Below are 24,050 nucleotides of genomic sequence, written 5' to 3'. Positions count from 1 at the left end.
GGAGTGAGGGGCCAAAATGGCCCCCTATTCTAAACTTGATTTCGCGTGAAACCTAGCGACTATGCCGGTTGAGCGCGCCGGGCACCGAATAGTCGTCTGCGACCCAGATCCACGCCGCCAGTCCCTTGCTGCACCGGCAAGGAGAGCAGCATCTTGAGGGTGCTGCTCACCAGCGCCCGCCCCTCCCCGGCACCGAGATGGGGATCGAGCGGCGACATCAGGGAGCAGGACAGCAGCTGACCACTTTCGGGCAATTCACCCACCATAAAGGTCATGTTGCCGCAGGGGAGCTGCAGGGCGAGTCGATCGCTGCTGCTGCGCACCGGCCAAAGCTGATCCGGCCCCGGCAGCACCACCACGCTCAGCATCCAGGGGGTGAGCACGCAGCCAAGCCACTGGTCTTCAAACAACACGCACTCCGCAACGATTGGCATGGTGGCGTGATAGAAGGGCAGCGCCTGCATCTCTTCGCGAGCGATCCGCTCGTACTGGGCTACCAGCAAGGGTGCTGGATTGGTGGCAAAACCGGCAAACTCCTGCGCTGTCTCCGGTACTCTCTCCAGCACTCTCTCAGCCTCGCTTAAATGGGACTGCGCCATAGGCCCTCCCGCGCTTGTTCAGCTTTCTCCTGCTCAGAGAGCGGAATGGCGGGCGCACCAACGGCAGCGAGCAGGGTCAAAATCCGATCCGTCGCCTCCCCCATGGCGGCTGCCACCACTGGGGTGAGGCCGATGCGGGGTTCGAGGGATTCAGGCTCAATGCCGATCAGAGTGAGCCGCTTCGGCGACTCCCCCGTCATGTGCAGCGCCGAGAGCACGTCCGCCAGCCCCAGTTGATGCGGGGAGATCTTGCGGCCAAACAGGGTCGGGATCTCCTCATCCTTCAGGGTCACGACTGTGCCCGGCGGATTACCGCTGCGCACCGCATCAACCAGAATGATGTGATCGCGACTGGCCATCGCTTCGAGCAACTCCATGCCGGCGGTACCGCCGTCGAGCAGCTCGATGCCGGGGGCGAAACGGTATTCGCGCCCCAGCCCCTCAACGATGCGCACGCCGACGGCCTCGTCACTCAAGAGCAGGTTGCCCACGCCCAGGATCAGGATGTTCATCACAACACCTTTACCTGAGTCGTTTCACCATTTTGGGTATCCACCACATGCACCGCGCAGGACATGCAGGGGTCGAACGAGTGAACGGTGCGCACCACTTCCAGCGGCTTGGCCGGATCGGCTACCGGGGTGCCCACCAGCGCCTGCTCGTAGGGGCCGGGTTCGTCGTTGAAGTTACGCGGGCCCGAGTTCCAGGTCGATGGCACCACCGCCTGATAGTTCTCGATCTTGCCATCCTTGATGACGATCCAGTGGGAGAGCATGCCACGCGGCGCCTCTTCAAAGCCCACCCCGCGAAACTCTTTATCCGCCGGGATCTCCGCCTTGATGTAGGCGGTGGTGTCCCCCTTGCCGATGTTGTCCACCAGCGCCTTCCATTGATGGGACAGGGTATCTTTGAGCACGCAGCAGCGCACCGCGCGACCGATGATGCGACCCATGGTGGAGTGCAGCTGTTCGGTCTTGATGGCCGAGCCGGTGAGCGCCTTGTAGATGCCGTTCAGCTGATCGAAATGCGCCACCGTCTCCGGGTGTTTGGCGGCCAGCTTGACCAGGAGGTCTGCGAGCGGCCCCACCTCCACCACCTTGCCGTAGAAGGTGGGGGATTTGACCCAGGAGTACTTGCCGTCATCCTGCCAGCCGGTGTAATCGGGCTCGGTCTTGCCCTCCCAGGGTTTGAGTGGCTCGTCATCCTTGTACCAGGCGTGCTTGTTGCTCTCGGCGATGCCATCCATCAACCAGCCATCCTGATGGCTCTCGATGGGGCGATATCCCGCCAGATTGCCATTCTCGATATAACCGCCCGGCATCAGGAAGCTGCCGCCGTTGGCGTCGGTGGGGAGCTCCGGCACGCTCAGGTAGTGCTTGGCCCCCTGCCCCAGATGCAACCACTCGGGGTAGTGCGCGGCTATGATGGCGGCATCCACCTTGTAGACCTGCTCGATAAACTCGCCGAGCCGGTCGATAAAGCTCTTCACGTAGAGCAGCCGCTCCAGATTGAGCACACTCGGTGCATCCAGATTGATGGGGTTGGCCACGCCGCCCACCGCCAGATTCTGGATGTGCGGGCTCTTGCCACCGAGGATGGCGACGATGCGGTTGGCATCGCGCTGGCACTCCAGCGCCTGCAGATAGTGGGCCACGGCGATGAGGTTCACCTCCGGGCTCAGCTTCATCGCCTTGTGACCCCAGTAGCCGTTGGCAAAGATGCCGAGCTGGCCGCTCGCTACCAGCGCGCGGATTTTATCCTGCACCTTGGTCAGCTCGTCGGCACTGTTGAGGGACCAGGTCGATACCCCCTTGAGCATGTCCGCCGCTTTTTGCGGATTGGCCTCAAGGGCCGCGGTGATGTCCACCCAGTCCAGCGCGGAGAGCTGGTAGAAGTGGACGATGTGATCGTGGATGTTGTGAGCCGCGATGATGAGGTTGCGGATGTACTGGGCGTTGACCGGTACCTTGGCGCCGATGGCGTTCTCCACCGCCCGCACCGAGGCGATGGCGTGAATGGAGGTACATACCCCGCAGATGCGCTGCACTATCATCCAGGCATCGCGCGGGTCGTTGCCCTTGACGATCTCCTCCATCCCGCGCCACATGGTGCCGGACGACCAGGCTTTGGTCACTTTTCCGCCTTCGATTTCGCAGTCGATACGCAGGTGCCCCTCAATGCGGGTGATGGGGTCTATGGTGATACGTTGGCTCATACGTTGGCTTTCCCTCGGGCCTGATAATCTTGGTGAACACGTTCAAGTGATGGCAGTACCGGCAGCAGCCGGATCAACAGCAAATAGGCACACACCTCGATGGCAACAAAGCCCAGGGAGATCAGCACCTCCTCCGCGGAGGGGAAGTAGTGGTAGCCATTGCCGGGGTTGAAGGCGAGCAGGGAGTAATCCAGTCGCCAGAGGGCTGCGCCCAGCAGCATGCTGAGAGCCCCCAGAAAGAGCATGCGCGAGTCCCGGCGACTCTTGTCCCAATGGAACACCAGCAGCGGGAAGATCATCAGCGCGATCTCGCTCCAGAACATGATGGAGTAGCGGTTGAACTCTGAGAGATACTCCGACTTGTCGTGGATGACGATCTCGGCAAAGCGCAGCGCCACAAACAGGATCAGGAAGATATCGATCACCTGGGTCAGCTTGTAGAAGAGCGACTTCTCGTTGGGGCCCCGTCCCGCCAATCCGGCCTGCACCAAGGAGCCCTCAAATACCACGATGGAAAAACCCATGATGAAGGCGGTCAGAAGCGAAAAAACCGGCAGCAGCTCGTAGCTTTGCCAGAGCGGATGGATCTTCTCCCCCGCCACTATCATCAACGAGCCCATGGAGGATTGGTGCATGGTGGGCAGCAGGGCCCCCAGCGCCAGCACGAAGAACATGATCTTGTTGAGGCGAATGAGTGACGTCTTCCAGCCGAACTTCTCCAGCAGCACGGGAGCGAACTCCAGCGCCATCACCCCGATATAGATGGTCATGCAGACCGCCGTCTCGAACAGCACCGAGGAGGTGTTGAAGTGACCGGGCAGGTAGAAGTACGGCAGGTTCCAGTAACGGCCCACGTCGATAGTGATGGAGAGGCCACCCAGCGAGTAGCCAAACAGGCTCGCCAACAGGGCCGGTCGCACCAACGGGTGATACTCGCCCCGGTTGAACACATAGACCGCCCAGGCAAGCGCCCAGCCGCCACAGGCGAAACCGGTGCCAATCAGCAGATCGAACGAGATCCAGAGCCCCCAGGGGTAGCCGCCATTCAGGTCGGTGACCGAACCCAGCCCGAAGACGAGGCGTTTCAAGATCAGCATGCCGCACAGCACGGCAAAGGGGGCCAGCACCAGCACAGGCCAGCTGACCAGCTTGCCGCCGAGGGGATACGCCTTGTGATTACTCATGATCCTTGCCTCCCTTTGTGGTGCCCTGATCCTTGATCTGCACACTCCCCTGATCATGGCCATCATCGTGGTGATCGTGACCATTCTTGGTGTTGCGGCGAATGAGCACCGAGAGGCCGGTCAGCACCACCATGGGCAGCACCATCCCCTTGTAGAGGGTGTGCTGGATATGCTCGGAACGGGCACCGGAGGAGAGCTCCGGCAAGTCGGGCATGTCGAGCTTGGTGTAGGGCACCCCGGCCAGCACCAACACCTGGGTGCCGCCCCCCTCCTTCTCGCCATAGACGTAAGGCTGGTAGTTGGGCACTTCATGCAGGTAGGGGTCGTGGGCAGAGAGGGTCTGGCGCGGATAGGCATATTCGCTGCCCGGAGTCGCCAGCAGACGACGCTTGGCCTCGGCCATCAGCTCCTCGCGGGTGCCGAAGATCACGGCGCCGGTGGGGCACACCTCGACACAGCCGGGCAACTTGCCCTGATCGATCCGCTCAAGCCCCTTCTGGTTGCAGAGCTCGCACTTGTGGATCGCCCCCAGCGGGTTGTCGTAGTCATATTTGGGCACATCGAACGGGCAGCCCACCATGCAGTAGCGACAGCCGGTGCAGACGCTCGGGTCGTAGTGAACGATGCCGGTCTTGGGATCTTTTTTAAGAGCCTGCACCGGACAGACCGAGACGCAGTTGGGATCGACACAGTGCATGCACTGCTTCTTGATGTAGGCGTAGCCATCCACCAGCTGATCCTTGTGCTCGCCAGTGCCGCTCTTCCACACCTGAATGATGTTGTTGGTGTAAGGGGTCAGCTTGTCGTTGTTGGACCAGGTTTGCGCCCCGGCTGGGTTGGTCGGGTTGCCGTTGAGGCGCTGACACTCCGCCACACAGGCCTGACAGCCGACGCAGAGGGTAGAGTCATACAACATACCGAGCGCGCCGGGAATGGGTGGCTTGTTCTTGGCCGCCGCCAGTGCGGTGCCGGGTACGGCTGTGCCCGCCGCCAGCGCACCGACGGAGGCAAATTTGAGGAAGTTGCGTCTGTTCACGGTTACTCCTCCCGTGATGGGTGCTGCCCGGCTTCGTGGCGCTTCTGCTGGCGACCGAGTTCACGCACCGTCATCAGACTCACCCCCACCAGCACCCCGAGGGCGCCACCGATCAGGCCAGTCGCAGTGGGCGAGGTATAGCCCCCCTCCTGGATCTTCACATCTGGTTTATCCACCCGCGGGGTCGGGTTCTCGACCTTGGCGAGCTGGAAGATCCCCTTGCTAAAACCCACCCCCTGCTCGTTGCAGCCATAGCAGGGGTGACCAATGCCGACCGGCCAGATGCCGCCGCCCACATCGCAAAACTCCAGAGTTGAACAGTTGCCGTAGGTCTCCGGCCCCTTGCAGCCCAGATGGTAGAGACACCAGCCCTGCCGGTGGCCCTCATCGCCAAACTCCTTGGCAAAACGCCCTGCATCGAAGTGCGGACGGCGCTCGCAGTTCTCGTGGATCAGCCGCTCATAGGCAAACAGCGGACGCTTCTTGCTATCCAGCGCCGGCAGCTTGCCGTAGGTGATGTAGTAGGCAACCGTGGTGAGGAAGTTGTGGGGATTGGGCGGGCAGCCCGGGATATTGATGATCGGGGTGCCGATATTGCCGAGGGCCTCTTCAAGGCTGACAGCGCCGGTCGGGTTGCCGCCGCTAGCAGGCACACCGCCCCAGGCGGCGCAGGAGCCGATGGCGATGACCGCAGCCGCGTCACTGGCAGCACGGCGAATATGGTCGACGATGGGTTCACCGGCCACCATGCAGTAGACGCCACCATCTTTGAGCGGAATGGAGCCATCCACCACCAGCACATACTTGCCTTTATAGCGCTTGATGGCGTTGTGCTTGTTCTCTTCCGCCTGATGACCAAAGGCCGCCGAGAGTACCTCGTGGTACTCCAGCGAAATGGTGTTGAGGATCAGGTTCTCGATGGTGGGGTGAGTGGCCCGCAGCAGTGACTCGGTACAGCCGGTGCACTCCTGCGCCCCAATCCAGATCACCGGCGGCCGTTCGGGGCTGGTGAGCGCAGTGGCCATCTTGGCGACGGCATGCTGACTTAATCCCAGGGTTGCGGCCATCCCGGCACACAATTTCATAAAATCACGGCGATTAATCCCATGAGCCGATAAAAAATTATCCTCGACCATTCTTCTTATTCCCGTAGTGAGCACTTGTTTGATAAATGCTTAATAGCGGAAATGCTAAGGACTCACCCACCCTGCAGTATTGATCTCTATCAATTTCGACCGGCTTACCCCTATTTTCATAGCGAGCCACATCACAAATTAAATTAATTACCCCCAAAGAGATATTTGGTATCCCCGTAAATTTTATGAACTTAATTGGATATTAAATAATTAATCACCGCATATCCTCTCTTTCACTGCGAGCCAAATTAACATGATTGAAATCTTGGCTATACCGCTCATTTCACAATACTGATACCCACCAATAAATGATCCATTGAATATATCTTTACTCATCTCATTGCATATTCCATACAGTCATCCACGGGACAACCTCCTGACTTGCCTCCCCACACCAGAACTGTCTCACGGCCAGCAGCCACCGGTAGCAAGCACGGCCTGCACGGCACGATTTACCTGCATGTCGCTTGGTTTCAGTTTGCATTTAGCCTGCACTGGACGGCGATGATTGCTTCTGCTAACCCACACAGTACAACCCCGCTTGGCCTCCCTGATGTTTAACACCGCTTAGTGAAAAGATGCCGCCGAGGTATGCATATCAGTATGACCTCCCCCACTCTTTATTGTCTTGGATGCTGGTGAGTAAAATATCGCGATCACGGATATGTTTACGCATCATCGTGAATCTGCATTCAAATTAATGGTAAGAGAAAAGACAAGGTGGAAGACTGCCTGCAACATAGACATCATATTTAACTCGCGATGCATTCGCTCATCCGGTTACAGATGTTACCGTCCACCTTCATACTATTTACCTTCACGTCACCATGCGTAATTAACCAGAGCGTAAATATCCATTCCCATCGATATAGATGATAATTATTCTTGTTCAATGGCAACCCCAAAAAATGAGTTGGGATGACGATAAACATGACAAACGATAAGGGTGTTAACCATCACCCAAGCAGTGGTGCCAGCAACTGCAGCGCCTTATCGAACTCGAACTCGTTGACCGCCCGGCTCACCTCTTGAAATGCAGCACGCAGCGGCCGCCGTTGCAGAGAGATGCCTACCCCTGACTGCCTCTGATAACCACGCCATGGAGCCTTGATTCTGGCTGGCCCTACGGACACTAGCCAAGTGCGGGAATTGAACAAAAAAACGAGAAAAATCAAGATAGATAGCCAATTAAAATGACATAATTGACTATAGTTCAATCGAACGTTTGAAAAACATGACCACTTCACATGGGTCCAGCGCAATGACCACTGAACGGGAACAGTTGATCCGCTCACTGTTTGATGAGTACATCGAGATGTATTCATCACGGGATGATCGGCTCACCACGCGGTTTAGCGACAATTTCAGCGGCTTTGCTGGCAGCAGTGATGTTCTGGTTACCGATAAAGATGAGTGGATCCGGATAACTCGCCGCGATTTTACCCAGATCCCGGGCAGGATCCGCCTGGAAATACTCGATGTAACCCTGCAAGATCTGGCCGCTGATGTGGTGGCTGTCACCGCCTTCTTCCATATCCATCTACCGAAATCAGAACCTATCCTTTCCCGCAGAACCGCCAGGTTGGTGCTGATTTTTCGACACGAAGCCATGGTGTGGAAAATTGCGCACAGCAGTATCTCCATCCCTTACAGTGCAGCTCGGGAAAGCGAAATTTACCCGATGACCAGTCTGGAGGAGCGCCAACATGAGCTGGAGCTCATTATCGAGCTCAGAACCAAGGAGCTGGCGGAAGCGAACCGGAAACTGGAAGCGCTCAGCAATACCGACGGGCTCACCAACATCGGCAACCGTCGTCTGTTCGACAACTCATTGAACCAGGCCTGGGAGCGCTGTATTCAGACAGAGATGCCGATTGCGCTCATCATGCTCGACATCGATCATTTCAAGCAGTTCAACGACCTCTATGGCCACGTTGCCGGTGACGAGTGCCTTCGATTGCTAGCCCATACCCTGGCGCAATCCGGGCGCCGCTCGGGGGAGTTGGTGGCCCGCTACGGGGGAGAGGAATTTGTCATCCTGTTGCCACATGTCGAGCGTCAATCCGCCTATGAAATTGCCCAACATATCCAGCGACTGATTTTTGCACTCGCGCAGCCACACGCACAAAATGCCACCGGTCTGGTGACCGTTAGCATGGGTGTTGCCTGCCTCAGACCATCGAGTCACTGGCAGCCATCTGAACTGGTCAAACTGGCTGATGCTGCGCTCTACACCGCCAAATCATCCGGCCGTAACTGCATCAGAGTGGCGGAGTCACCCAGCCTCCCGCAACCAGTCTGCCCATAAGTCCCTCATGCGTGACCATCCTCCCCGTGGGGAACCACTGCGCGCTAACCATGCACGGCAAGGCTCAACGCATCCCATCGCAACATACCTTCCCACTGATCCAGTGTGCTTTGGTAGGTATCCGCCGCGTTGTAATGGGCCATGGCATGCAGGCGGGCATGATGGCCAAGTCGCTTGACCACATCGGGCATGGTGTTGAGGCTGGCCAGCACCTGCGCCAGATCGCCGGGATCGTTTGGCTGATATTTGCGGCAATTCATGTCATCGGTGAGGTGTCGATCCCACCAGGCGCCATCGGCCGGGATCACTACACATAATCCTGCCGCCATGGCCTCCAGAATGGAGAGACCAAACGGTTCCTGATGACTGGTGGAGACAAAAATGCCGCATTGGGATCGGATCTCGTCAAGATTGGCGGGGTTGGCATACCAGTGCGTGTCTGGCAGCTGTGGCTGAGGCTGGCTACATGGCTGCAGCGTGCCCTTGGGCTGCAGATAGCACACCATCAGCTCGGGGCGAGCATCAGGGATCATTTGATGGGCGGCCAGCATGGTCTCCAGTCCCTTCCAGCGCAGCAACGAGGCAGCCCACAAAATACGGGGCCCCCCCAGGGTCGCTTGGGGCCAATCAATCTCACTCAAACCATTGGTAAATGGCTGCCAGTGTGACGGGAACTCGGTCTCGCCAAGCCGGGCCAGCAATGCCGCCAGGGAGCTGCGGGTTGATTCGAGATAAAACACAAAACTCGCCCGTTGCAAGGCTCTGGCAGAGAGCCCCGAGCACCCCACAGGGCCATGGATCAGCTGAACCACCCGGCACCGCAACCAGCGGGCCGCCCAGTAACAGCAGAGATCCACCCCCGGCCCGGACGCCGCCACCAGGCACTTCACCTGCCCCAGACGCAACACCAGCCAGAGGATCAGCAGGGTCTGCCACCCCTGTTTGAGCAGATAACCGATGCCGGACTCCCGCCCCTTCAATATGTGGGGCAGCCAAAGGGAATGATGCTGGCAACGGGGCCAGGAGTCGGGATCCTGGGTCAGCACATGGCATGTGAGCCCGGGCATCCGCTTGGCCAACTCATCGAGCAGCACTTCGGTCGCAACCTTGGAGCCACCGCGAAACGGGATGGGATCCACGACGATGATCTTTCCAAACACCGGCTCAGTTTGCATGCTCATCTTGCTGCTCCCTTACTCTGGCACCTTGCGGCGGCCAAACCCCAGTTGCACTTTTTGCGCCACTCTTGCCATCCCACTCGCCAGCATATTGCGACCTCTGGCAAGGAGGCGTTGCCCCGCCCAATGAATGAGTGGTCGGAAGGGCGCGGGGGCCGTTAAGTGCCAACGACCAGCCAGCGCGGCGTCCCACACCGCCGTGACCCCGTCGACATAGCGCGCCACCGTGAACAACTGTTCGGCACGCAACTTAGCGGCCCGTCCCATCGCACATCGGCGCTGCGGATTGCTCAATTGCCGCCAGTGATCAGCCATCTCGACCCAATCCCCCGGGGTTGCCAGCAAGCCGGTCACCCCCTCCTCCACAACTTCCGGAATGCCGCCCACCCGATAGGCACTGACCGGGAGCCCCAACATGCCCGCCTCCGCCAACGTCAGACCAAACACCTCCTCACGGGCTCCGGAGACCAGCAGATCCACCCCGCCCCGCAAGATAGCGGCACTGTCCGGCCGCTCGCCCAAAAAGTGGACGCGCTCGGCCACCCCGAGTTCGACAGCCAACGCCATCAATGCTTCCCGCTCCGGGCCGCTGCCAATGATCAGCAACTGGGCCTCCTCCCCCGATGCCATCAGGGCAGCCAGCGAGCGGATCAGCAGATCAATCCCCTTGCGTTTGATCAATGAGCCGACGGTGGCGATGATCATATCCCCCGGGGGCAAGCCCAGCATACCGACGACCGGCCAGTGAGCACCGCCATTCAGGCGAGCGGCATCCACCCCGTTGGGTACCCGGATCAACCGCTCGGCCGTGCAGCCATCCTGGCTCCAACCGGTCAATACCGGCTCGCTCACCCCGATCAGCACGCTGGCCTGATGAACCCGCAGGCTGAATCTGTCTCTTGGCTGGTAACGGGCATGGAGGTGGCACACCAGCGGTACCTGCAACGCCCGACAGACCCCCGCCAGCCACTGACAAGGGGCCGCGCTGTTGGCGTGCACCAGCCCAATCTGCCGCTCGGTGATGAGCTCTCTGGCTCGCAGGGAGAGACGCCGATGGGCCGCAAGATCAAAGCGGGGCGCCTGCCATCCCAGCAGCAGGCTGAACGGCTCGACCATGGTTTCGACCCCGAGGGTGGCCGCCTCTGCCGCCAGCATCGGGCTATTGCACCAGAGCAGGGGCGTAAACCGGCTGCGATCGAGGTGGGCCAGCAGATCCAGCAGGCAGCGTTCGCTGCCGCGGATCCAGTCCTCTCCGTAGTGAACCAGCAAAACAGGGGTTGCATTCATCCTCTTGCTCCCTTTGGTGGCACTGCCGGCAACCGGGTTGCCTCCTGATGCTCCTCAGCGGTGGCCTTCGCCTCTGTGGCCGCCTGCTGCACGTACTTGATGGCGGCAACGGCCAGCGCCAATTCCAGATAGATGGGCCAGGTAAAACCCTGGGTCAGGAAGGATCCCGAAATCACAAACCCCACCATGCTGGCCATCACCCCCTGCATCGCCGTGATCACTGCAGGAGGCATGCCAGCAAGCTGGCAATGCCAGCAACTGCGCAGGGTCACAGTCACCATGCCGATAAACAGCGCCAGCCCGACAAAGCCGGTTTCAGCCAGCACCCCAAACCAGGTGGAGTGCACCGCATGATTCAGTCCATCCCAATGGGGGCTGTAGAAGAAGTAGTTGTAATAGAAATTGGACAAGCCCACCCCCACCAGCGGATGGCCCAGCGCCATGCCCCAGGCCGCTTGCCAGGCGTAGATCCGCCCCATGGCCGAGGCATCGACCCCGCTCTCGGCGGCGCCGCCAGATGCCCGGTCGCTGATCCCGGCGGCGGCAAACAGCACCACCAGCGCGACCATCCCCATCGAGATCAACAGGGTTTTCGACTTCACCCGCTGCCAGGCAAACAGGCCGCTGACCGCACACACGCCAAGCAAGCCGCCGCGGCTCTGGGTGGCGATAATGGCGGCGGCGGTCAGCGCAAAGCCAAGCCCCCCCAACAAACGCCCCCCTACCCCATTGCCCTGATTGAGCAGCAAGCTCAGCGAAAAACCGGCAGGAAAGAGCAGCACCAGCGCCAGATCGTTGGGATCCCCCAGCACAGAGCCCAGCTCGCGCCCTATGGTCACCCGGGTCCCCTCCACCAGCCCGATCCCGCTCGCCTTGTTGTAAAGGGCCACCAGCGCCACCAGACAGCCCGCCACAACAAAGGTGCGCACCGCCAGCGCAAAATCCCCCGGGGTGCGCACCAGCCAGGCAGTGGCCAGGGTCATCAGATAGATCTTGCTGTAGCTGCCGGTCCAGGTGGCGATCGCCTCGCCCCGGTTGCTGGCAAACAGCACACCGATGGAGACCATCACAAAGAAGGCCGTCAGCCAGCTCAGGGCTGGACTCCAGTAGGGCTTGATCCGGCCGGTCAGCAAAATGTGCCAGACCAGTGCGCCGATGGCGGCCAGCGAGAAGAGCAGCGGGATCTTGAGGGGATAGAGCTGGGGGAATACCTCATGCAGCCGGAAAAAGGAGAAAGTGACAAACCCCAGCACCATCAAGAAGGGCCAGCGCAGGGCAAACCAGATGGCGGGAATGGCAAGGCCGAGCACCGGTAGCAGCAAGGGATGGGGCAGCCGCCACCAGAGCAAGGCCAGCACCAGACAGATGGTGCTTGCCCAGATGGCTGGCGTTAGACGAGCCATGATCCTGCCCACCATTGGCCGAGCCAGACCATCGCCAGCGCCCCAAGCGAACTGGCCCAGAGGGTCGAGAGGCGATACGGCAGCGGCAGCAACCGCTGGCTCACCAGATAAAAGGCCAGCGCCCGTACCAGATAGACCAGCAGCAGGGTCCAGATCACCCCGGCAACTCCGAAGGGGGGGATGGCGAGCAGAAAGCCTGCCACCCCAAGGGCGCTGCAGCCCAGATTGATCACCATCTGGGCATTGCTCTTCTCGCCGCTAAAGCAGCCGACATTGAGCAAGTCCGAAACATTGCGCACCGCCATACCCAGCACCAGCAGCGGAATATAGGCAATCGCCCCGTGATAGCTCTCCGGGGTCAGCCAGCGAATGAGCAAGGGGGCGGTGAGCCCGACAATCCCCGCGGTAACAAACCCCAGTACCGACCCCATCACGCTGTAGTGAGCATTTAGTCGCAGTCCATCCGGTTCGCGCAGCAGCATGAAACGGCGGGGATACCACCAGAGGGCAAAGGGTTGCAGCAACAACCCCACCGCCAGCGCGAGCTTGCCCGCAACGGCGTAGTAGGCAAGCAGCGCCTCCCCCACCACATCGGCCAGCAACCAGCGATCCAGTCCGCTCAGGGCAAAGCCTGCCAGCCCGCTCACCACCAGGGGCAATCCATAGCGCAGCAGCGGCCGGTAGTGCTGCCAGTCAAAGCGGATCCCGCTATCTCGCCACTGCCAGAGGCTCAGCAGCAGCGCCAGTGCAACGCAGGTCAGGGTGCCGGAGGCCAGCACCCCGCTCACGCCCCAGCCGAGCCAGAGCCACCAGCCGGTCAGCACCGACTGGATCACCGCCTTGCCTGCGGTCGCCACGAAAAAGAGCTGCGCCTGATTGCGCATCCGCAGCCATGCCAGCGGCACGCCGATCACCCCTTCAAACGGCAGGGCGCAGAGCACCCAGCGCACATCCGCAAGGCGGGTTTCCACCGGCAGCCAGGCTTGCACCACAGGTGCCAAGAGCCAGAGCAGCACCAGACTGGCCAGGGCGATCAGCCAGACCAGCCCAAACATGCGGGCCACCACCTGCTGGCGCTCCTGCTCGTCTTTCGCCAATCCGGCAAAGCGGTAGAGGGCATCCACCAGCCCGAAGCCAAGGATCAGGGAGCCCAGATTGATGAGGGTAAGCAGCACCTCCAACTGGCCGTATTCACGAGGCAGCAGCTGATGGGTCAACACCGGCAGCATCAGCAGAGAGATCCCCTTCATCAGGAGCAAGCCGCCGGCGTAATAGAGCATGGCAATCTGGTTCACACCAAGTTTCATAGGGCCTCCCAGCCACCCGAAGCATCCCGCTTCGGGTCAGCTACCGCTAATGCAAAGCCCACGCCACTCACTCCCGCCCAGATACGATAGCTTCTCTGTGCGGCTTAACCGGCCTGAACAAGCCCAGAATGAGACTGGCATTTGCGTTTTGCACAACGCTGGCTGCAAATTGCACCGACCGGCGCAATCTGACTCTCCTCTTAGCCCCATTTGGCCCGTTCTAACAGGGGGCGTCCTGTTGGCCCGATCCCTGCTTTCTGCTTAGCGAGCAACGGACTGCACCAGAGGGAGAGGTCGCCATGAACACCATCAACCTGCACCGGATGAAAAGCTGGGCCAAACAGGGGGAAACGCCACTGGCTCGCCGGGTATGGCGCCTGGCCAAAAGCGCCCGCCACTGGTCATGCCCAGTGATCCCACCCCTGCATCGGCTGCTTTATCGGCTCTATCTGCTGGGCAGCAACGCGCTGGCGACCCTGACCCGCACCCTTTGGTGGACCCCCTTGTTTCAATCTCGCCTCACGGCCCCCGCCCCGCGCCTCTATCTCTATGGCGGCATCCCCTATATCAGCGGTCCGGTCACCATCGAGATCGGCGCCGACTGCCGTCTCAGCGCCGCCATGACCATCAGCGGCCGGGCATCGAGCCAGACACCAAGGCTGGTCATTGGCCGCAATGTCGGGATTGGCTGGCAGACCACCCTGGCGGTGGGCAGCAAGATAGTGCTGGGGGATAACGTCAGAATTGCTGGCCGTGCCTTTCTGGCGGGCTACCCGGGGCACCCGGTCAACGCCCGCGATCGCGCCCGGGGCCTGCCGGATCGCGATGAACAGGTGGGGGCCATTGTGCTGGAGCAGGATGTCTGGCTTGGCACTGGGGTGATGGTGATGGCCGGTGTCACCATAGGCGCCGGCACCATTGTCGCCGCAGGCAGCGTCGTCACCCGGGATCTGCCCGCAGGTGTGCTGGCAGCGGGTGTACCGGCCACAGTACTGCGCCCCTTGCAACCACAGGATCACAGCGACCTCGCACACGCTTCGGAGACCTTTGCATGAAACCACACTCATTGCCGCAACTGGTGGTATTGGGAGAGGATTGGGGCCAGCACCCCTCCAGCACCCAGCATCTGATCAAGCGTCTGTTGCCCGATTATCAGGTGCTCTGGGTCAACTCCATCGGCATGCGCTGTCCCCGCTTTACCCTTCATGATCTCACCCGCATCGTCCGCAAACTGGGGGCCGTGCTGCGCGGCGCGCGCCATGCTGGCGGCCAGTCGGTTGCGCCATCAGAGGTCAGCAGCCCCCGGGTTCTGCCGCCGCTCGCCTTACCGCTGCCGGGCAGTCGGCTGGCGGGCAAGATCAATGGCCACTGGCTGGCGGCGCAGATCCGGCGCCAGTTGCCCGAGCTGGATCGCCCCTTGCTCTGGATCTCCCTGCCCAGCGCCGTCGATCTGATTGGCAAGCTCGAAGAGCGGGCGGTCATCTACTACTGCGGCGATGACTTCTCGGCGCTGGCGGGGGTGGATCATCAGGCCATCGCTCACTGCGAAGCCCGACTGGTGGAAAAAGCGGATCTCATTCTGGCCGCCAGCCCCGCGCTGGCCAGCCGCTTTCCCCCCCATAAAACCCGGCTCCTCAGCCACGGCGTGGATCTCGAACTTTTTATGCCCCCCAGAGAGCGGCCAGTGGATCTCCCCTCCGGCCGTCCCATTGCCGGATTTTACGGCAGCCTGAGCGACTGGATTGATATCCCCCTGCTGGCAGAGACGGCCGCCGCCCTGCCCCACTGGGATCTGGTGCTGATTGGCCCGGTCCAGACCGATATCTCCCCCCTCAAGGGGCTCCCCAATATCCATCTGCTGGGGCCCCGTCCCCATCACACGCTGGCGGCCTATGCCCAGCACTGGCAGGTGAGTCTGCTGCCCTTTGTCGACAACGCCCAGATCCGAGCCTGCAATCCGTTGAAATTGCGTGAATATCTGGCCGCAGGGCGACCCATCGTCAGCACCGATTTTCCGGCTCTCGATGGTTATCGGGATCAGATCCAGCTCCCCCGCAGTGGGGAGAGCCTGGCCCAGGCCATCAATCGGGCCGCCTTTGATCAACCCAATCCGGGCTGGTTTCAGGAGAGTGGCTGGGAGGGGCTCACCCGCAGCGAAGGGCGCCACACTCGCCAACAGCAGGTGGCCCAGCAAAGCTGGGATCACAAGGCTGCCGAGCTGAACAACTGGTTGAAGGGGCTGGCCGGATGAGCAGAGGGCTTTGGCTGGTTATCCTGCTCTGCTGCCATGCAGCAATGGCCGCCACCCGGCTGGAGGGGCAGACCCCGCTGCCCCTGACAGGCAACCAGACACCCCAGCGGCTCGATCTGAGCACCTACAACTGGCCAATAGGCAGCGATGATGAACTGGTGATCGAGGGCCATAACCCCAGCGCCCACCCGCAAACCCTGATCCTGCGTATCGACGATGAGGCCTCGGTCAACTACCGCAGCCGGGTCAATCTGGAGCGAATTGTCGCCCCCGGCCCCTTCACCCAGCGCTTTGCCTTGAGCGAGTGGCGCACCAGCCAACCCAGAGCGCTGGCGCTGGACAAGCTCACCAAGCTCTATCTCTTTATGGCCGATAACGCCCCCTCGCTGACCATTCACCGCTGGTACTGGGAGCCCGGTTTGACTCTGCCTGAGGGCACCATTGCGCTGGATCTGGGGGCGGCGGCTGCGCCCCGCTTTACCGGCTTTGAAGCCCTGAGCCCGGGGGATCCCCGGCTGATTGGCCATCCCACCCCCATCTTGCGCCCCTCCGGCGATGCCCTGGTGCGCGATGGGCTGCGCAATCTGGATGGCGTACGGCTGGAGGTCGCCAAAGGACGCTACCAGCTCACCCTCTGGCTCGATGACCCCGGCGAGTGGGAGTACCTCCCCCACCCCTTCGAGCGCAGCGTGCTGATCAATGGTGAGCCCATCTGGGCCGAGCAGTGGCAACCGCAGGAGTGGCTAACGCAGCGCTATCTGGCGGGACAATCCCGCGAGGCACTGCCAAATCCGGATCCCTGGCAGCTGTTCGGGGCACGACAGGGCGGCCCGGTCCATGTCACCCTGAACCACCCCGGCGGCCCGCTCACTATCACATTGGTGGGCCACTCGCCGGATGCCAAATACCTGGCGGGGCTGCTGCTTGCCCCCTATCCGGCCCCCACCAGCAAAGAGGCTCTCCCGAATAGTGGAAAAGATCACGCCGTATTGGCCGACGCTACCGCAATCGTGCTGACCAAGCAGCGCCAGCTGTTTTTGGAGAAGTGGACTCTGGCCCCCTATTCCCCAACCCCAGCCCCAGCTTCGCAGCAGCTGAGCCTCACGCCGATTACGGATGCCGCCCCAACCCTGCAGATCGCCCCACTATCTGCGGCCGATGCGTTGAAGCAGGCTTCACAACCCGTGCTAGCCGCCCGTGGCAGCCAGCTGTTGCTGGAGTTTGCCATCCACGCCGCCACCGACGATCCGGCCCCCTTGCTGGTGATCCAGCCCCCCGAGCAGGCAGGATCGCCGCTGGCGCTGACCCCCTATTACGGCAAGTGGCATCTTGTTCGCCCGCAGGCGAGCGGCACCCTGCTGGCTCCCTCGGATCAGGAGCTGGTCGAGGGGATCGCCGGGCTCACCCTGCTGGCAGACGCACCTCGGCGTCTGGTGCTGCAGATCACAGTCCCCCGCGATGCGCCTGCGGGGCGCTATCTGGGCAATATTCAGCTGCTGAGCCAGCAGCAACTGGTGCAGCTGCCACTGACTATCGAGGTGCTGCCGCTGACTCTGCCCGCGGCCAGCAAGCCGGTCGGCATCTATGTCGAAGCGCCCCCCTATCTGAACTGGCTGAGCCCCGACACCGAGGCGCTAAAAGAGCAGATCGCCACGGCCAGTCGCTGCGATCTGGAGCGGCTCGCCAAGCTCGGGATCAGCGGCCTCTCGCCCGCCCTGCCACAAGATGAAGCAGGGATGCGGGAGGTCACGGGAGAGGCAGCCGGGCTCGGTTTTGTGCCGCCCCTGCTGGCCTATACCCCGCTCAAACGCTGGGGGAGCGACCCTGCCAGCCAGCTTGATCAATGGCAGGCGCGGCAACAGGGGCTGACCGCCAGCGGCTTGCCGCCGCTGGCATGGAGCCTGTTTGATGAGCCGGATCTTGCCACCCTGCCCGCCATCACCACCCTGGCGCGGGAGATGAAACGGCGGGATCCGGCGGTGATCCGCGCGGGCCACTTCAATCATCCAGGTCAAGTTGGTCTGCTGGCAGAGGTGGAGATTGCCCTGATCAACGCAGGCTTTGGCGCCGACAAGGCCGATGTGGCGCGGGTGCGCCAGCACAAGGTCACCCCCTGGTTTTACAATCTGGGCACCCCGAGAGCCGCCGGGTTCTATCTGTGGCAAAGCGGCGCCGAGGGCTATTTGCAGTGGCATGGCCGCATGCCCACCGCCCTGCCCTATGACCCCACCGATGGGCGGGAAAGCGACTTTATGCTGCTCGGCCCGCAAGCCTGCGAGGCGCACCGCCTCTCTCACGATCTGTTGCTGTTGCAGCAAGCCATCGAGGATCTGCGCTGGCTCGCCTGGCTGGAGCAGGAAGCCCGCTATCAGGTGGAGGCCGCCCTGCTGCTGGAGCGCCTGCGCGATCAGCTGCCCACCCGCTGGCAGGTGGCAGAGCAACTGCCCTCTGCCGCCTGGATCCAGTGGCGCCGCGAGATTGAACAACTGGCCAAGGGATTGAAAACATTGCAAACTGGTGCCAACTCATCCTCCTGAAGTGACTGCGTATGGCCAACCAGACTCCCCGCTCCACAGCCAAAGACAGCGCCCTGCCCCGCCTGTTGCCCCTGATGCTGCCGCTGCTGATCCTCACCGGTTGCGCCCGTCAGGAGCCGGTCAATGAGACCCTGCCGATTCTCAACCAGTTGCGGGAACAACAGCTGGCCGAACAGCCCCAGCTGCAACTGCAGTACCAGCAAGCGGAGACACAACTGCCAGCGGATCAGGAGCAGCAGTTGCATCAGTTTTTAGGACGCAAGGATCCGGCCCGAATTGCGCTGGTAAGCGGCCCCGGGCTGCAAACTGACATGCTGGAGAGTGCGCGGATGGCGAGCGTGCGGCTGACCGCACTCACCCGCTTGCTGGGAGCTCGCGCCATTGAGCTGGAGCCACGCTATGACCCCATGCTGGCCCCCAATACCTTGCTGATCCGCATTCTGCCAAACGGTGAACCGGGGTCGGTCACCCCAGCGGCGGCGCAATAAGGTCAATGCAAGACGTCGGCAAAGCCACCCGATAGAGGGGATAAGGGGTCAGCCCCCACAACTTGCGCCAACCCTGGGTCAGACGGTAAGAGAGCAGCGGCGGGCTCTGGTGCAACTCGCCTAAAAACATCACCCCCTGACTCATCCCTTCACTCGCCAGCGTCACTGACATCGCCTCGCTATCCGGTGCCACCAGCATGGCCTGCAACAGGCCGTCACAGCGGGGATGGGCCAGCTGATAGCTGACATAGGTGCCGCCCAATACTGGCGTAGCCACCCGCAAGCGCCAGCCCATCTGGACCAGCTCCATCAGCATGGGTTTGGCCCCCTCATTGATCGCCCGGTTCTGATAACGCCAGCCCATGGCGGCAGCACTGAGCAGCGCCACCAGCAACAGCAGCAGATATCCCCTAGATAGATGCATCACGGCGCCCCCGGATAAAGAGAATGCTCATCACCAGCAGCATGATGGCCCACTGGTAGAGCTGGGCCAGCGAGCCGGTATGGAGCCAGCCATACCAGCGCAGATCCAGGCTCATCAGCACCAACCGCAGCTGATTGGCTCCGATATAGAGCAGGCAAACCAGCAGCAACATGGGCCACTGCCGGTAGAGGGGGCGCTCCGGTGCCAGCCAGCAGCAGGAGACCAGCCAGGAGAGCACCACCAGATAGAGTTGAGAAAACGAGGAGCACCCCTTGAGCACGATCAGCGCATGGCCCCCCAACCGCTCGATGCGATTGCCATCAAGGCGAGTCTCCCAGCCAAGCAGTTGCAACCATTGGCCTACCCCCCAGGCATCGAACGCCAGCACGGGGCCGGAGAGCAGTGCAAACACCTGCTGCCCCCACAACACCGCCACGGTAAAGGCGAGCACAATCTGCAACACCGCCCGCTCATCGCCACTCTGATGACGGCGCCACAGCGAGGCCACCAACAGCAGACAGGCCAGCGCCTTGCAACTGGCGCTGGGGATCAGGATCAGCAGGATAAAGAGGGCGAGCGCCAGTGGATGCGGGCGCCAGCTCGGTGCAACCCGCGATGCAATTTGCCACCAGATAGCAATCAGCAACACCACCAGCAAGTTGAAGTGGCCCATATTGAGCCACACCATGCCCCACTGATTGGCCAAACCAAGTAGCAGCCAGTTGGGTGCCCACTGCCAGGGACGGATCTCCATCGCAACTCCTGCCGGTTATCAGTTCTCTTGAGCGCTATCGCAAGTTCCATGCCTGCCCGGCTTCACCCGGACCAAGCCAAGTCCGAAGATTCAACAAAACTGGCACGCTTTATTCATTCCCTCTGCTGGCACTAGCGCCAAGGAGAAGGAGTGAGCAATGAAACTCAAACCGTTGGCAGGGCTGCTGGGGATGTTGTTGGTAACCTCCCCCGCATACGCCTTGACCGAAGTCGATACCGAACTGCAACTGCTGATGGATGTGTCGGGCAGTGTCAGTTCATCGGAATTCAATCTGCAATTACAGGGCTATGTGGATGCCTTTTACAATCAGGATGTACAGAGCGCCATCCTCGACACCAGTGGCGGCAAACTCGGGTCCATCGCGGTACAAATGGTGATGTGGAGCAGCAGCAACCAGCAAAGTCTGATGACTGACTGGTTCCACCTCTACGACATGACCTCCATCAACAACTTCGCCGCGACCCTGGATTCACTGGTGCGCCCCTTTGCGGGGATGACGGCACCCGGTTCGGCCATGGCCTTTGGTGCCCAGCAGTTTGATACCAACAACTTCACCGCCGCCCGCCAGGTGATGGATGTGTCGGGTGACGGTATCCAGAACAACGGGCTGGATACTTCCACCGTGCGGGATCAACTGCTCGCCTCCGGCATTGATACCATCAACGGCATCACCATAGGTCAGGACTATGCCGATGGGGTACTGCAAGAGTGGTATGTGGAGAACGTGGCGGGCGGTCAGGATGCATTTGTGATCAACGCCACCACCTTCGCCGACTTTGGCAATGCCTTGCAGCTCAAACTGGCTGCCGAAATTGAGGGGGGCATTATTCCGGAAGGGGCACTGGCCGCCCCCATCGAGGAGATCCCGCTGGCCGCCCAGCTGCTGCTCGGTATGCCGCTACTGCTGGCCTGGCGCTATCAACGCCGAACTCAAGGCCGTCCGCAGCAAGCCAACTGGCAACAATCGCCAGCTATCGGCTAGTTAATCACCCCGTGTGTCGCGATTAGGGAGCTATGGCTCCCTGATTTATTTTACCATTACATGCCTTCTGACGATTTATATTTCTTAGCAACTTATTTCCTAGAGGCGTAGGTTCGATTAGCGAAGCGTAATCGGACGTTCGCGGCCTTTCTGTAATATATTTATTTAACTCGCTCCCATCTTGCCACGTCTCCCCCCAAAAAACTCACTTTCGACTGGCACCGGTCAGGACGTACTTGCCATATGAGCGGCGAGCGTCACCGCGAGCGCCCGATTACGCCTACCGGGGATAATTGAACCTACGACTTGAACAAAGCGTGAGCTCAGCCAAGCTATTTACCCCTTCACGTGCTTGTCATATGTTTTTATTTCCTTTCACTAAATAATATTAGCTTGTTGCTGTAATTTTCTAACATAACTATTTAAAGATTCTTTGAACTTAGGAATGGTTTCAGCTACAAAGTCCCAGTTAAAACTAAGCAAGGCACTACTCCAACCAACATGAGATATAAGCCCATTTTCATCAGATTTTTTATCGCCATGTTTTACATAGAAATTTTGTTGATCAAAGTGTGCTCCCTGCTGGTTACGATATGCTTTAGCTTGCTCAATAAACTGGTAAAAGCTTTCTCGTACATCTCCCGCAAATGCATCTGCAATCACATTATCGACAATAGGTTCCCAAAATGATTTCTTATTACCAGAAATAACACCAACCTTTCCATAACCATCGTTAAAAATAGTACAGAACTTAATTATTATTTCTTCGGTTATTAATTCGCCAATCAGGTGAATGTCATGAATATCTGGAAATAGAGAACCATGCTTATCTTCAAAGTTATCTAACTCAGCACCTTCCAGACGTAAGCCAATTTTTAACCTTGCACGCTCTTCATCATACAATAGGGTAATGTTCTGTGGTCTTCCAGAGTTACAGAAACGGTCAACCCGTAGTTTCAGTGCTAAAAGATCACTAATTCTATTAAGTGCTACTTGCCATAAATATAACCTTCCGAGGGTTTCCTTCTCACTCGACACTATATTACCCCCTAACATACATGATAAGTTTTAAATGAAATAAAATAAGGAATATAGTAATTACACGACAGAAACCATTAACGCATTCTTAACGCATCTCATATAAACTAGCCATATAACTCGTCATCCAAACCAATAAAATCGTTTTAAAGTAGCTGTATTACTAACCTGCCCTCAGCTTATAAGTAAATTATTAATAGCGTTGAGCGGCTCCACTTTTAACATTAGGTAAAACCACAGTCAACAAACGGAATTTGAAAATGAAGTCTATCTCCGTTTTATGGGGCTTGCCGCGATGTTTACTCCACCATCCGTACAATATAAAAAAGGCCTTATCACAAGGCCTTTTCAGAAATATTCAGATTCCGGCTGATAGCCCGTTTTTGTGGCAATCAACCCGGCTCTGGTGACATGGGCAGCACCTGCCCATCCAGCGCCTGATCACTGTGGGATGGATAGTCCGGCACCGGCTCGCAGTAGGGAATCCGGCTTAGCACCGGTGCCTTGACCAGGGCGGCCAGTTGATCGGAGCGGCGCAGGCTGGCATCCGCCAGTTCGGCCACCAGTGCCAGACCGCAGCCCAGCCCCAACCCGCCAACAATGCCCGCCAGCAAAAACAGCCAGAGCGGGTAGTTGCTCGGCTTGCTGGGGGCAAAGGGCTTGTCGATCACCTTGATCCGCTCCCCCTGCTCGAAGTTGCCCAGATCGCCGGTCACCTTGGCCTTCTCATAGCGCAGCAGCAAATCCTGATAGAGGGTGCGTTTGACCGCCAGATCCCGCTCCAGCTCGGCGAGCTGGCGCTCGGTATCCCCCTGGGAGTCGACCACCTTGTCCAGCCCATCCAGCTGACTCTTCAAGCCGGCGGCGTTTTGCTCCGCCTCCGTCAGCTGCGTCTGGGCCAGCTGCCACTCGGGCCCGCGGGCCATATCCGGCTGGGATTTGAGCTGCTCAAACTCCTGCTGCAACTGGTCAATCTGATAGCGCAGACTCTGTACCTTGCTGTGCTCGTCGCTGTAGCGGGCCCGCAGCAACACCAGCTCGGTGCGCATCAGTTGCAGCTTCTCATCCAGTTGGCGGGCCAGCTGGCTCTCCTGCCCCAGCGAGAGCTGATCGACCCGGGCCTTGGCCTGCTGCAAGGTGATCAGGCTCTCGGCATAGCGCTCCTGCAAACCATAGAGACGGGCGACGTTAGTACTCTGCTGCTGGGGCAAGGCGCTGGCATGCTCCCGTTTAAAATCGGCGAGCAGCTGCTCGGCCTCTTGCAGTTCGCTGCGGCGGCTGTCGAGCTGGCTTTGCAGGAAACGTTCGGACGATTCCGCCGACTGGCGCCCCTTGCTGAGCAGGTTGAAGAAAAAGCGCCGCGAAATGGCTTCGAGCAAACCGGCGCTGTTGGCCGCAGAATCCGCTTTTACCTTTATCTCGATCACCTCATCACCGATCAGCCGCAGCGAGACGGCACTCGAGAGCCAGTCCATGATGAGATCACGTTGGTCGGGTGGGGTCTCGTCATTGACCAGACCGCGATCCCGCGCCACCCCGTCCAGCACATAACGGCTGCGCAGCAGGGCTTCAAGCACCGCAAAACGATCTTTCAGGCTCTCCTGAGTGATCAGATCCTTGAGGGTCGGGGTCTGGTTGGCATCTTGCGGCACCATAAAGGTGGTGCGGCTCTCATACTCCTTGGGGGTGAGCAGGCCAACCGTGACGCCCACCAGCGGCATCACCAGTACCGGGATCACCAGCAGATAGCGACGGCGCCAGGCGGCAAAGAGAATGATGTAGAGGTTGTAATAGAACTGGACAGGCATGGCATCACTCCCTGAGAAAGGCCCTCCCCCCGCACGATGCAAAGGCAGTGCCACCAGAGGAGCTGATCGCCTCTGTGAGCAGATCGCAAGAGTG

20 protein-coding genes are annotated in these 24,050 nt (G+C 59.9%); 6 read left to right on the top strand and 14 right to left on the bottom strand.

What is annotated here, in order from left to right; all coding sequences use genetic code 11:
- Window positions 1-59: 59 nt before the first annotated feature.
- Genes hybE through hybO form a run of 6 tightly spaced genes read right to left on the bottom strand, consistent with a single transcriptional unit; the run spans window position 60 to window position 6,170 of the window.
- Window positions 60-599 carry a hydrogenase-2 assembly chaperone gene (gene hybE, locus ACTG1K_RS12865; RefSeq protein WP_440005623.1) on the bottom strand — a complete coding sequence of 180 codons (540 nt, stop codon included), beginning with the start codon at window positions 597-599 and terminating at the stop codon, window positions 60-62.
- A complete protein-coding gene (locus ACTG1K_RS12860; protein WP_440005621.1) occupies window positions 581-1,111 on the bottom strand; it encodes a HyaD/HybD family hydrogenase maturation endopeptidase in 531 nt (176 codons plus the stop codon). Before ACTG1K_RS12860 ends, hybE begins: the two co-directional genes overlap by 19 nt.
- Entirely contained in the window at window positions 1,111-2,814 is a 1,704-nt protein-coding gene (gene hybC, locus ACTG1K_RS12855) for a hydrogenase 2 large subunit (RefSeq protein WP_440005619.1), read from the bottom strand. The genes ACTG1K_RS12860 and hybC overlap by 1 nt, the downstream gene beginning before the upstream one ends.
- Window positions 2,811-3,998: a Ni/Fe-hydrogenase cytochrome b subunit gene (hybB, locus tag ACTG1K_RS12850; RefSeq protein WP_440005617.1), complete on the bottom strand. Its 1,188-nt coding sequence runs from the start codon at window positions 3,996-3,998 to the stop codon at window positions 2,811-2,813. Before hybB ends, hybC begins: the two co-directional genes overlap by 4 nt.
- On the bottom strand, window positions 3,991-5,034 hold the full coding sequence (gene hybA / locus ACTG1K_RS12845; RefSeq protein ID WP_440005615.1) for a hydrogenase 2 operon protein HybA: 1,044 nt from the start codon (window positions 5,032-5,034) through the stop codon (window positions 3,991-3,993). The genes hybB and hybA overlap by 8 nt, the downstream gene beginning before the upstream one ends.
- A gap of 2 nt (window positions 5,035-5,036) precedes the next feature.
- The gene (hybO, locus tag ACTG1K_RS12840) at window positions 5,037-6,170 is read right to left on the bottom strand and encodes a hydrogenase 2 small subunit (protein ID WP_047435203.1); all 1,134 of its coding nucleotides are present in this window, start codon (window positions 6,168-6,170) and stop codon (window positions 5,037-5,039) included.
- A gap of 1,261 nt (window positions 6,171-7,431) precedes the next feature.
- On the opposite strand from hybO, the gene ACTG1K_RS12835 reads away from it, so the two are divergent.
- Window positions 7,432-8,478, top strand: a complete 1,047-nt coding sequence (locus ACTG1K_RS12835) for a GGDEF domain-containing protein (protein ID WP_440005613.1) — start codon at window positions 7,432-7,434, stop codon at window positions 8,476-8,478.
- A gap of 44 nt (window positions 8,479-8,522) precedes the next feature.
- Here the strand turns inward: ACTG1K_RS12835 and ACTG1K_RS12830 are convergent, their stop codons facing one another.
- Genes ACTG1K_RS12830 through ACTG1K_RS12815 form a run of 4 tightly spaced genes read right to left on the bottom strand, consistent with a single transcriptional unit; the run spans window position 8,523 to window position 13,653 of the window.
- A complete protein-coding gene (locus tag ACTG1K_RS12830) occupies window positions 8,523-9,659 on the bottom strand; it encodes a glycosyltransferase family 4 protein (protein ID WP_440005611.1) in 1,137 nt (378 codons plus the stop codon).
- A gap of 12 nt (window positions 9,660-9,671) precedes the next feature.
- Window positions 9,672-10,943 carry a glycosyltransferase gene (locus ACTG1K_RS12825; protein ID WP_440005609.1) on the bottom strand — a complete coding sequence of 424 codons (1,272 nt, stop codon included), beginning with the start codon at window positions 10,941-10,943 and terminating at the stop codon, window positions 9,672-9,674.
- A complete protein-coding gene (locus tag ACTG1K_RS12820; protein ID WP_440005607.1) occupies window positions 10,940-12,346 on the bottom strand; it encodes an O-antigen ligase family protein in 1,407 nt (468 codons plus the stop codon). The genes ACTG1K_RS12825 and ACTG1K_RS12820 overlap by 4 nt, the downstream gene beginning before the upstream one ends.
- Window positions 12,334-13,653: a lipopolysaccharide biosynthesis protein gene (locus ACTG1K_RS12815; RefSeq protein ID WP_040069216.1), complete on the bottom strand. Its 1,320-nt coding sequence runs from the start codon at window positions 13,651-13,653 to the stop codon at window positions 12,334-12,336. Before ACTG1K_RS12815 ends, ACTG1K_RS12820 begins: the two co-directional genes overlap by 13 nt.
- 299 nt (window positions 13,654-13,952) lie before the next feature.
- Between ACTG1K_RS12815 and ACTG1K_RS12810 the strand changes: the two genes are divergently transcribed.
- The 4 genes from ACTG1K_RS12810 to ACTG1K_RS12795 are packed head-to-tail and all read left to right on the top strand — an operon-like array spanning window position 13,953 to window position 18,929.
- On the top strand, window positions 13,953-14,708 hold the full coding sequence (locus ACTG1K_RS12810; protein WP_021230246.1) for an acyltransferase: 756 nt from the start codon (window positions 13,953-13,955) through the stop codon (window positions 14,706-14,708).
- Complete coding sequence (locus tag ACTG1K_RS12805) at window positions 14,705-15,904, top strand: glycosyltransferase (RefSeq protein ID WP_440005605.1); 1,200 nt, start codon at window positions 14,705-14,707, stop codon at window positions 15,902-15,904. Before ACTG1K_RS12810 ends, ACTG1K_RS12805 begins: the two co-directional genes overlap by 4 nt.
- Entirely contained in the window at window positions 15,901-18,441 is a 2,541-nt protein-coding gene (locus ACTG1K_RS12800) for a hypothetical protein (RefSeq protein WP_440005603.1), read from the top strand. The genes ACTG1K_RS12805 and ACTG1K_RS12800 overlap by 4 nt, the downstream gene beginning before the upstream one ends.
- An 11-nt stretch (window positions 18,442-18,452) precedes the next feature.
- Window positions 18,453-18,929 (top strand): hypothetical protein, encoded by a 477-nt coding sequence (locus ACTG1K_RS12795; protein WP_440005601.1) that lies wholly within the window; start codon window positions 18,453-18,455, stop codon window positions 18,927-18,929.
- Here the strand turns inward: ACTG1K_RS12795 and ACTG1K_RS12790 are convergent.
- The gene (locus ACTG1K_RS12790) at window positions 18,907-19,353 is read right to left on the bottom strand and encodes a hypothetical protein (RefSeq protein WP_139740440.1); all 447 of its coding nucleotides are present in this window, start codon (window positions 19,351-19,353) and stop codon (window positions 18,907-18,909) included. The two genes, ACTG1K_RS12795 and ACTG1K_RS12790, sit on opposite strands and share 23 nt — an antisense overlap.
- On the bottom strand, window positions 19,340-20,107 hold the full coding sequence (locus ACTG1K_RS12785; protein ID WP_440005599.1) for a hypothetical protein: 768 nt from the start codon (window positions 20,105-20,107) through the stop codon (window positions 19,340-19,342). The genes ACTG1K_RS12790 and ACTG1K_RS12785 overlap by 14 nt, the downstream gene beginning before the upstream one ends.
- A 157-nt stretch (window positions 20,108-20,264) precedes the next feature.
- Between ACTG1K_RS12785 and ACTG1K_RS12780 the strand changes: the two genes are divergently transcribed.
- Window positions 20,265-21,110 carry a DUF1194 domain-containing protein gene (locus ACTG1K_RS12780; protein WP_440005597.1) on the top strand — a complete coding sequence of 282 codons (846 nt, stop codon included), beginning with the start codon at window positions 20,265-20,267 and terminating at the stop codon, window positions 21,108-21,110.
- Between the two features lie 378 nt (window positions 21,111-21,488).
- Here ACTG1K_RS12780 and ACTG1K_RS12775 read toward each other — a convergent pair whose 3' ends face one another.
- Both ACTG1K_RS12775 and ACTG1K_RS12770 read right to left on the bottom strand, forming a co-directional pair.
- Complete coding sequence (locus tag ACTG1K_RS12775) at window positions 21,489-22,148, bottom strand: hypothetical protein (protein WP_201987842.1); 660 nt, start codon at window positions 22,146-22,148, stop codon at window positions 21,489-21,491.
- Between the two features lie 392 nt (window positions 22,149-22,540).
- Entirely contained in the window at window positions 22,541-23,956 is a 1,416-nt protein-coding gene (locus ACTG1K_RS12770) for a GumC family protein (protein ID WP_440005594.1), read from the bottom strand.
- Window positions 23,957-24,050 lie beyond the last annotated feature (94 nt).

The sequence above is a fragment of the Aeromonas sp. 102P genome, from assembly GCF_051920345.1.
Taxonomy (GTDB): domain Bacteria; phylum Pseudomonadota; class Gammaproteobacteria; order Enterobacterales; family Aeromonadaceae; genus Aeromonas; species Aeromonas veronii.
This window is presented reverse-complemented; position numbering and strand designations above follow the sequence as displayed.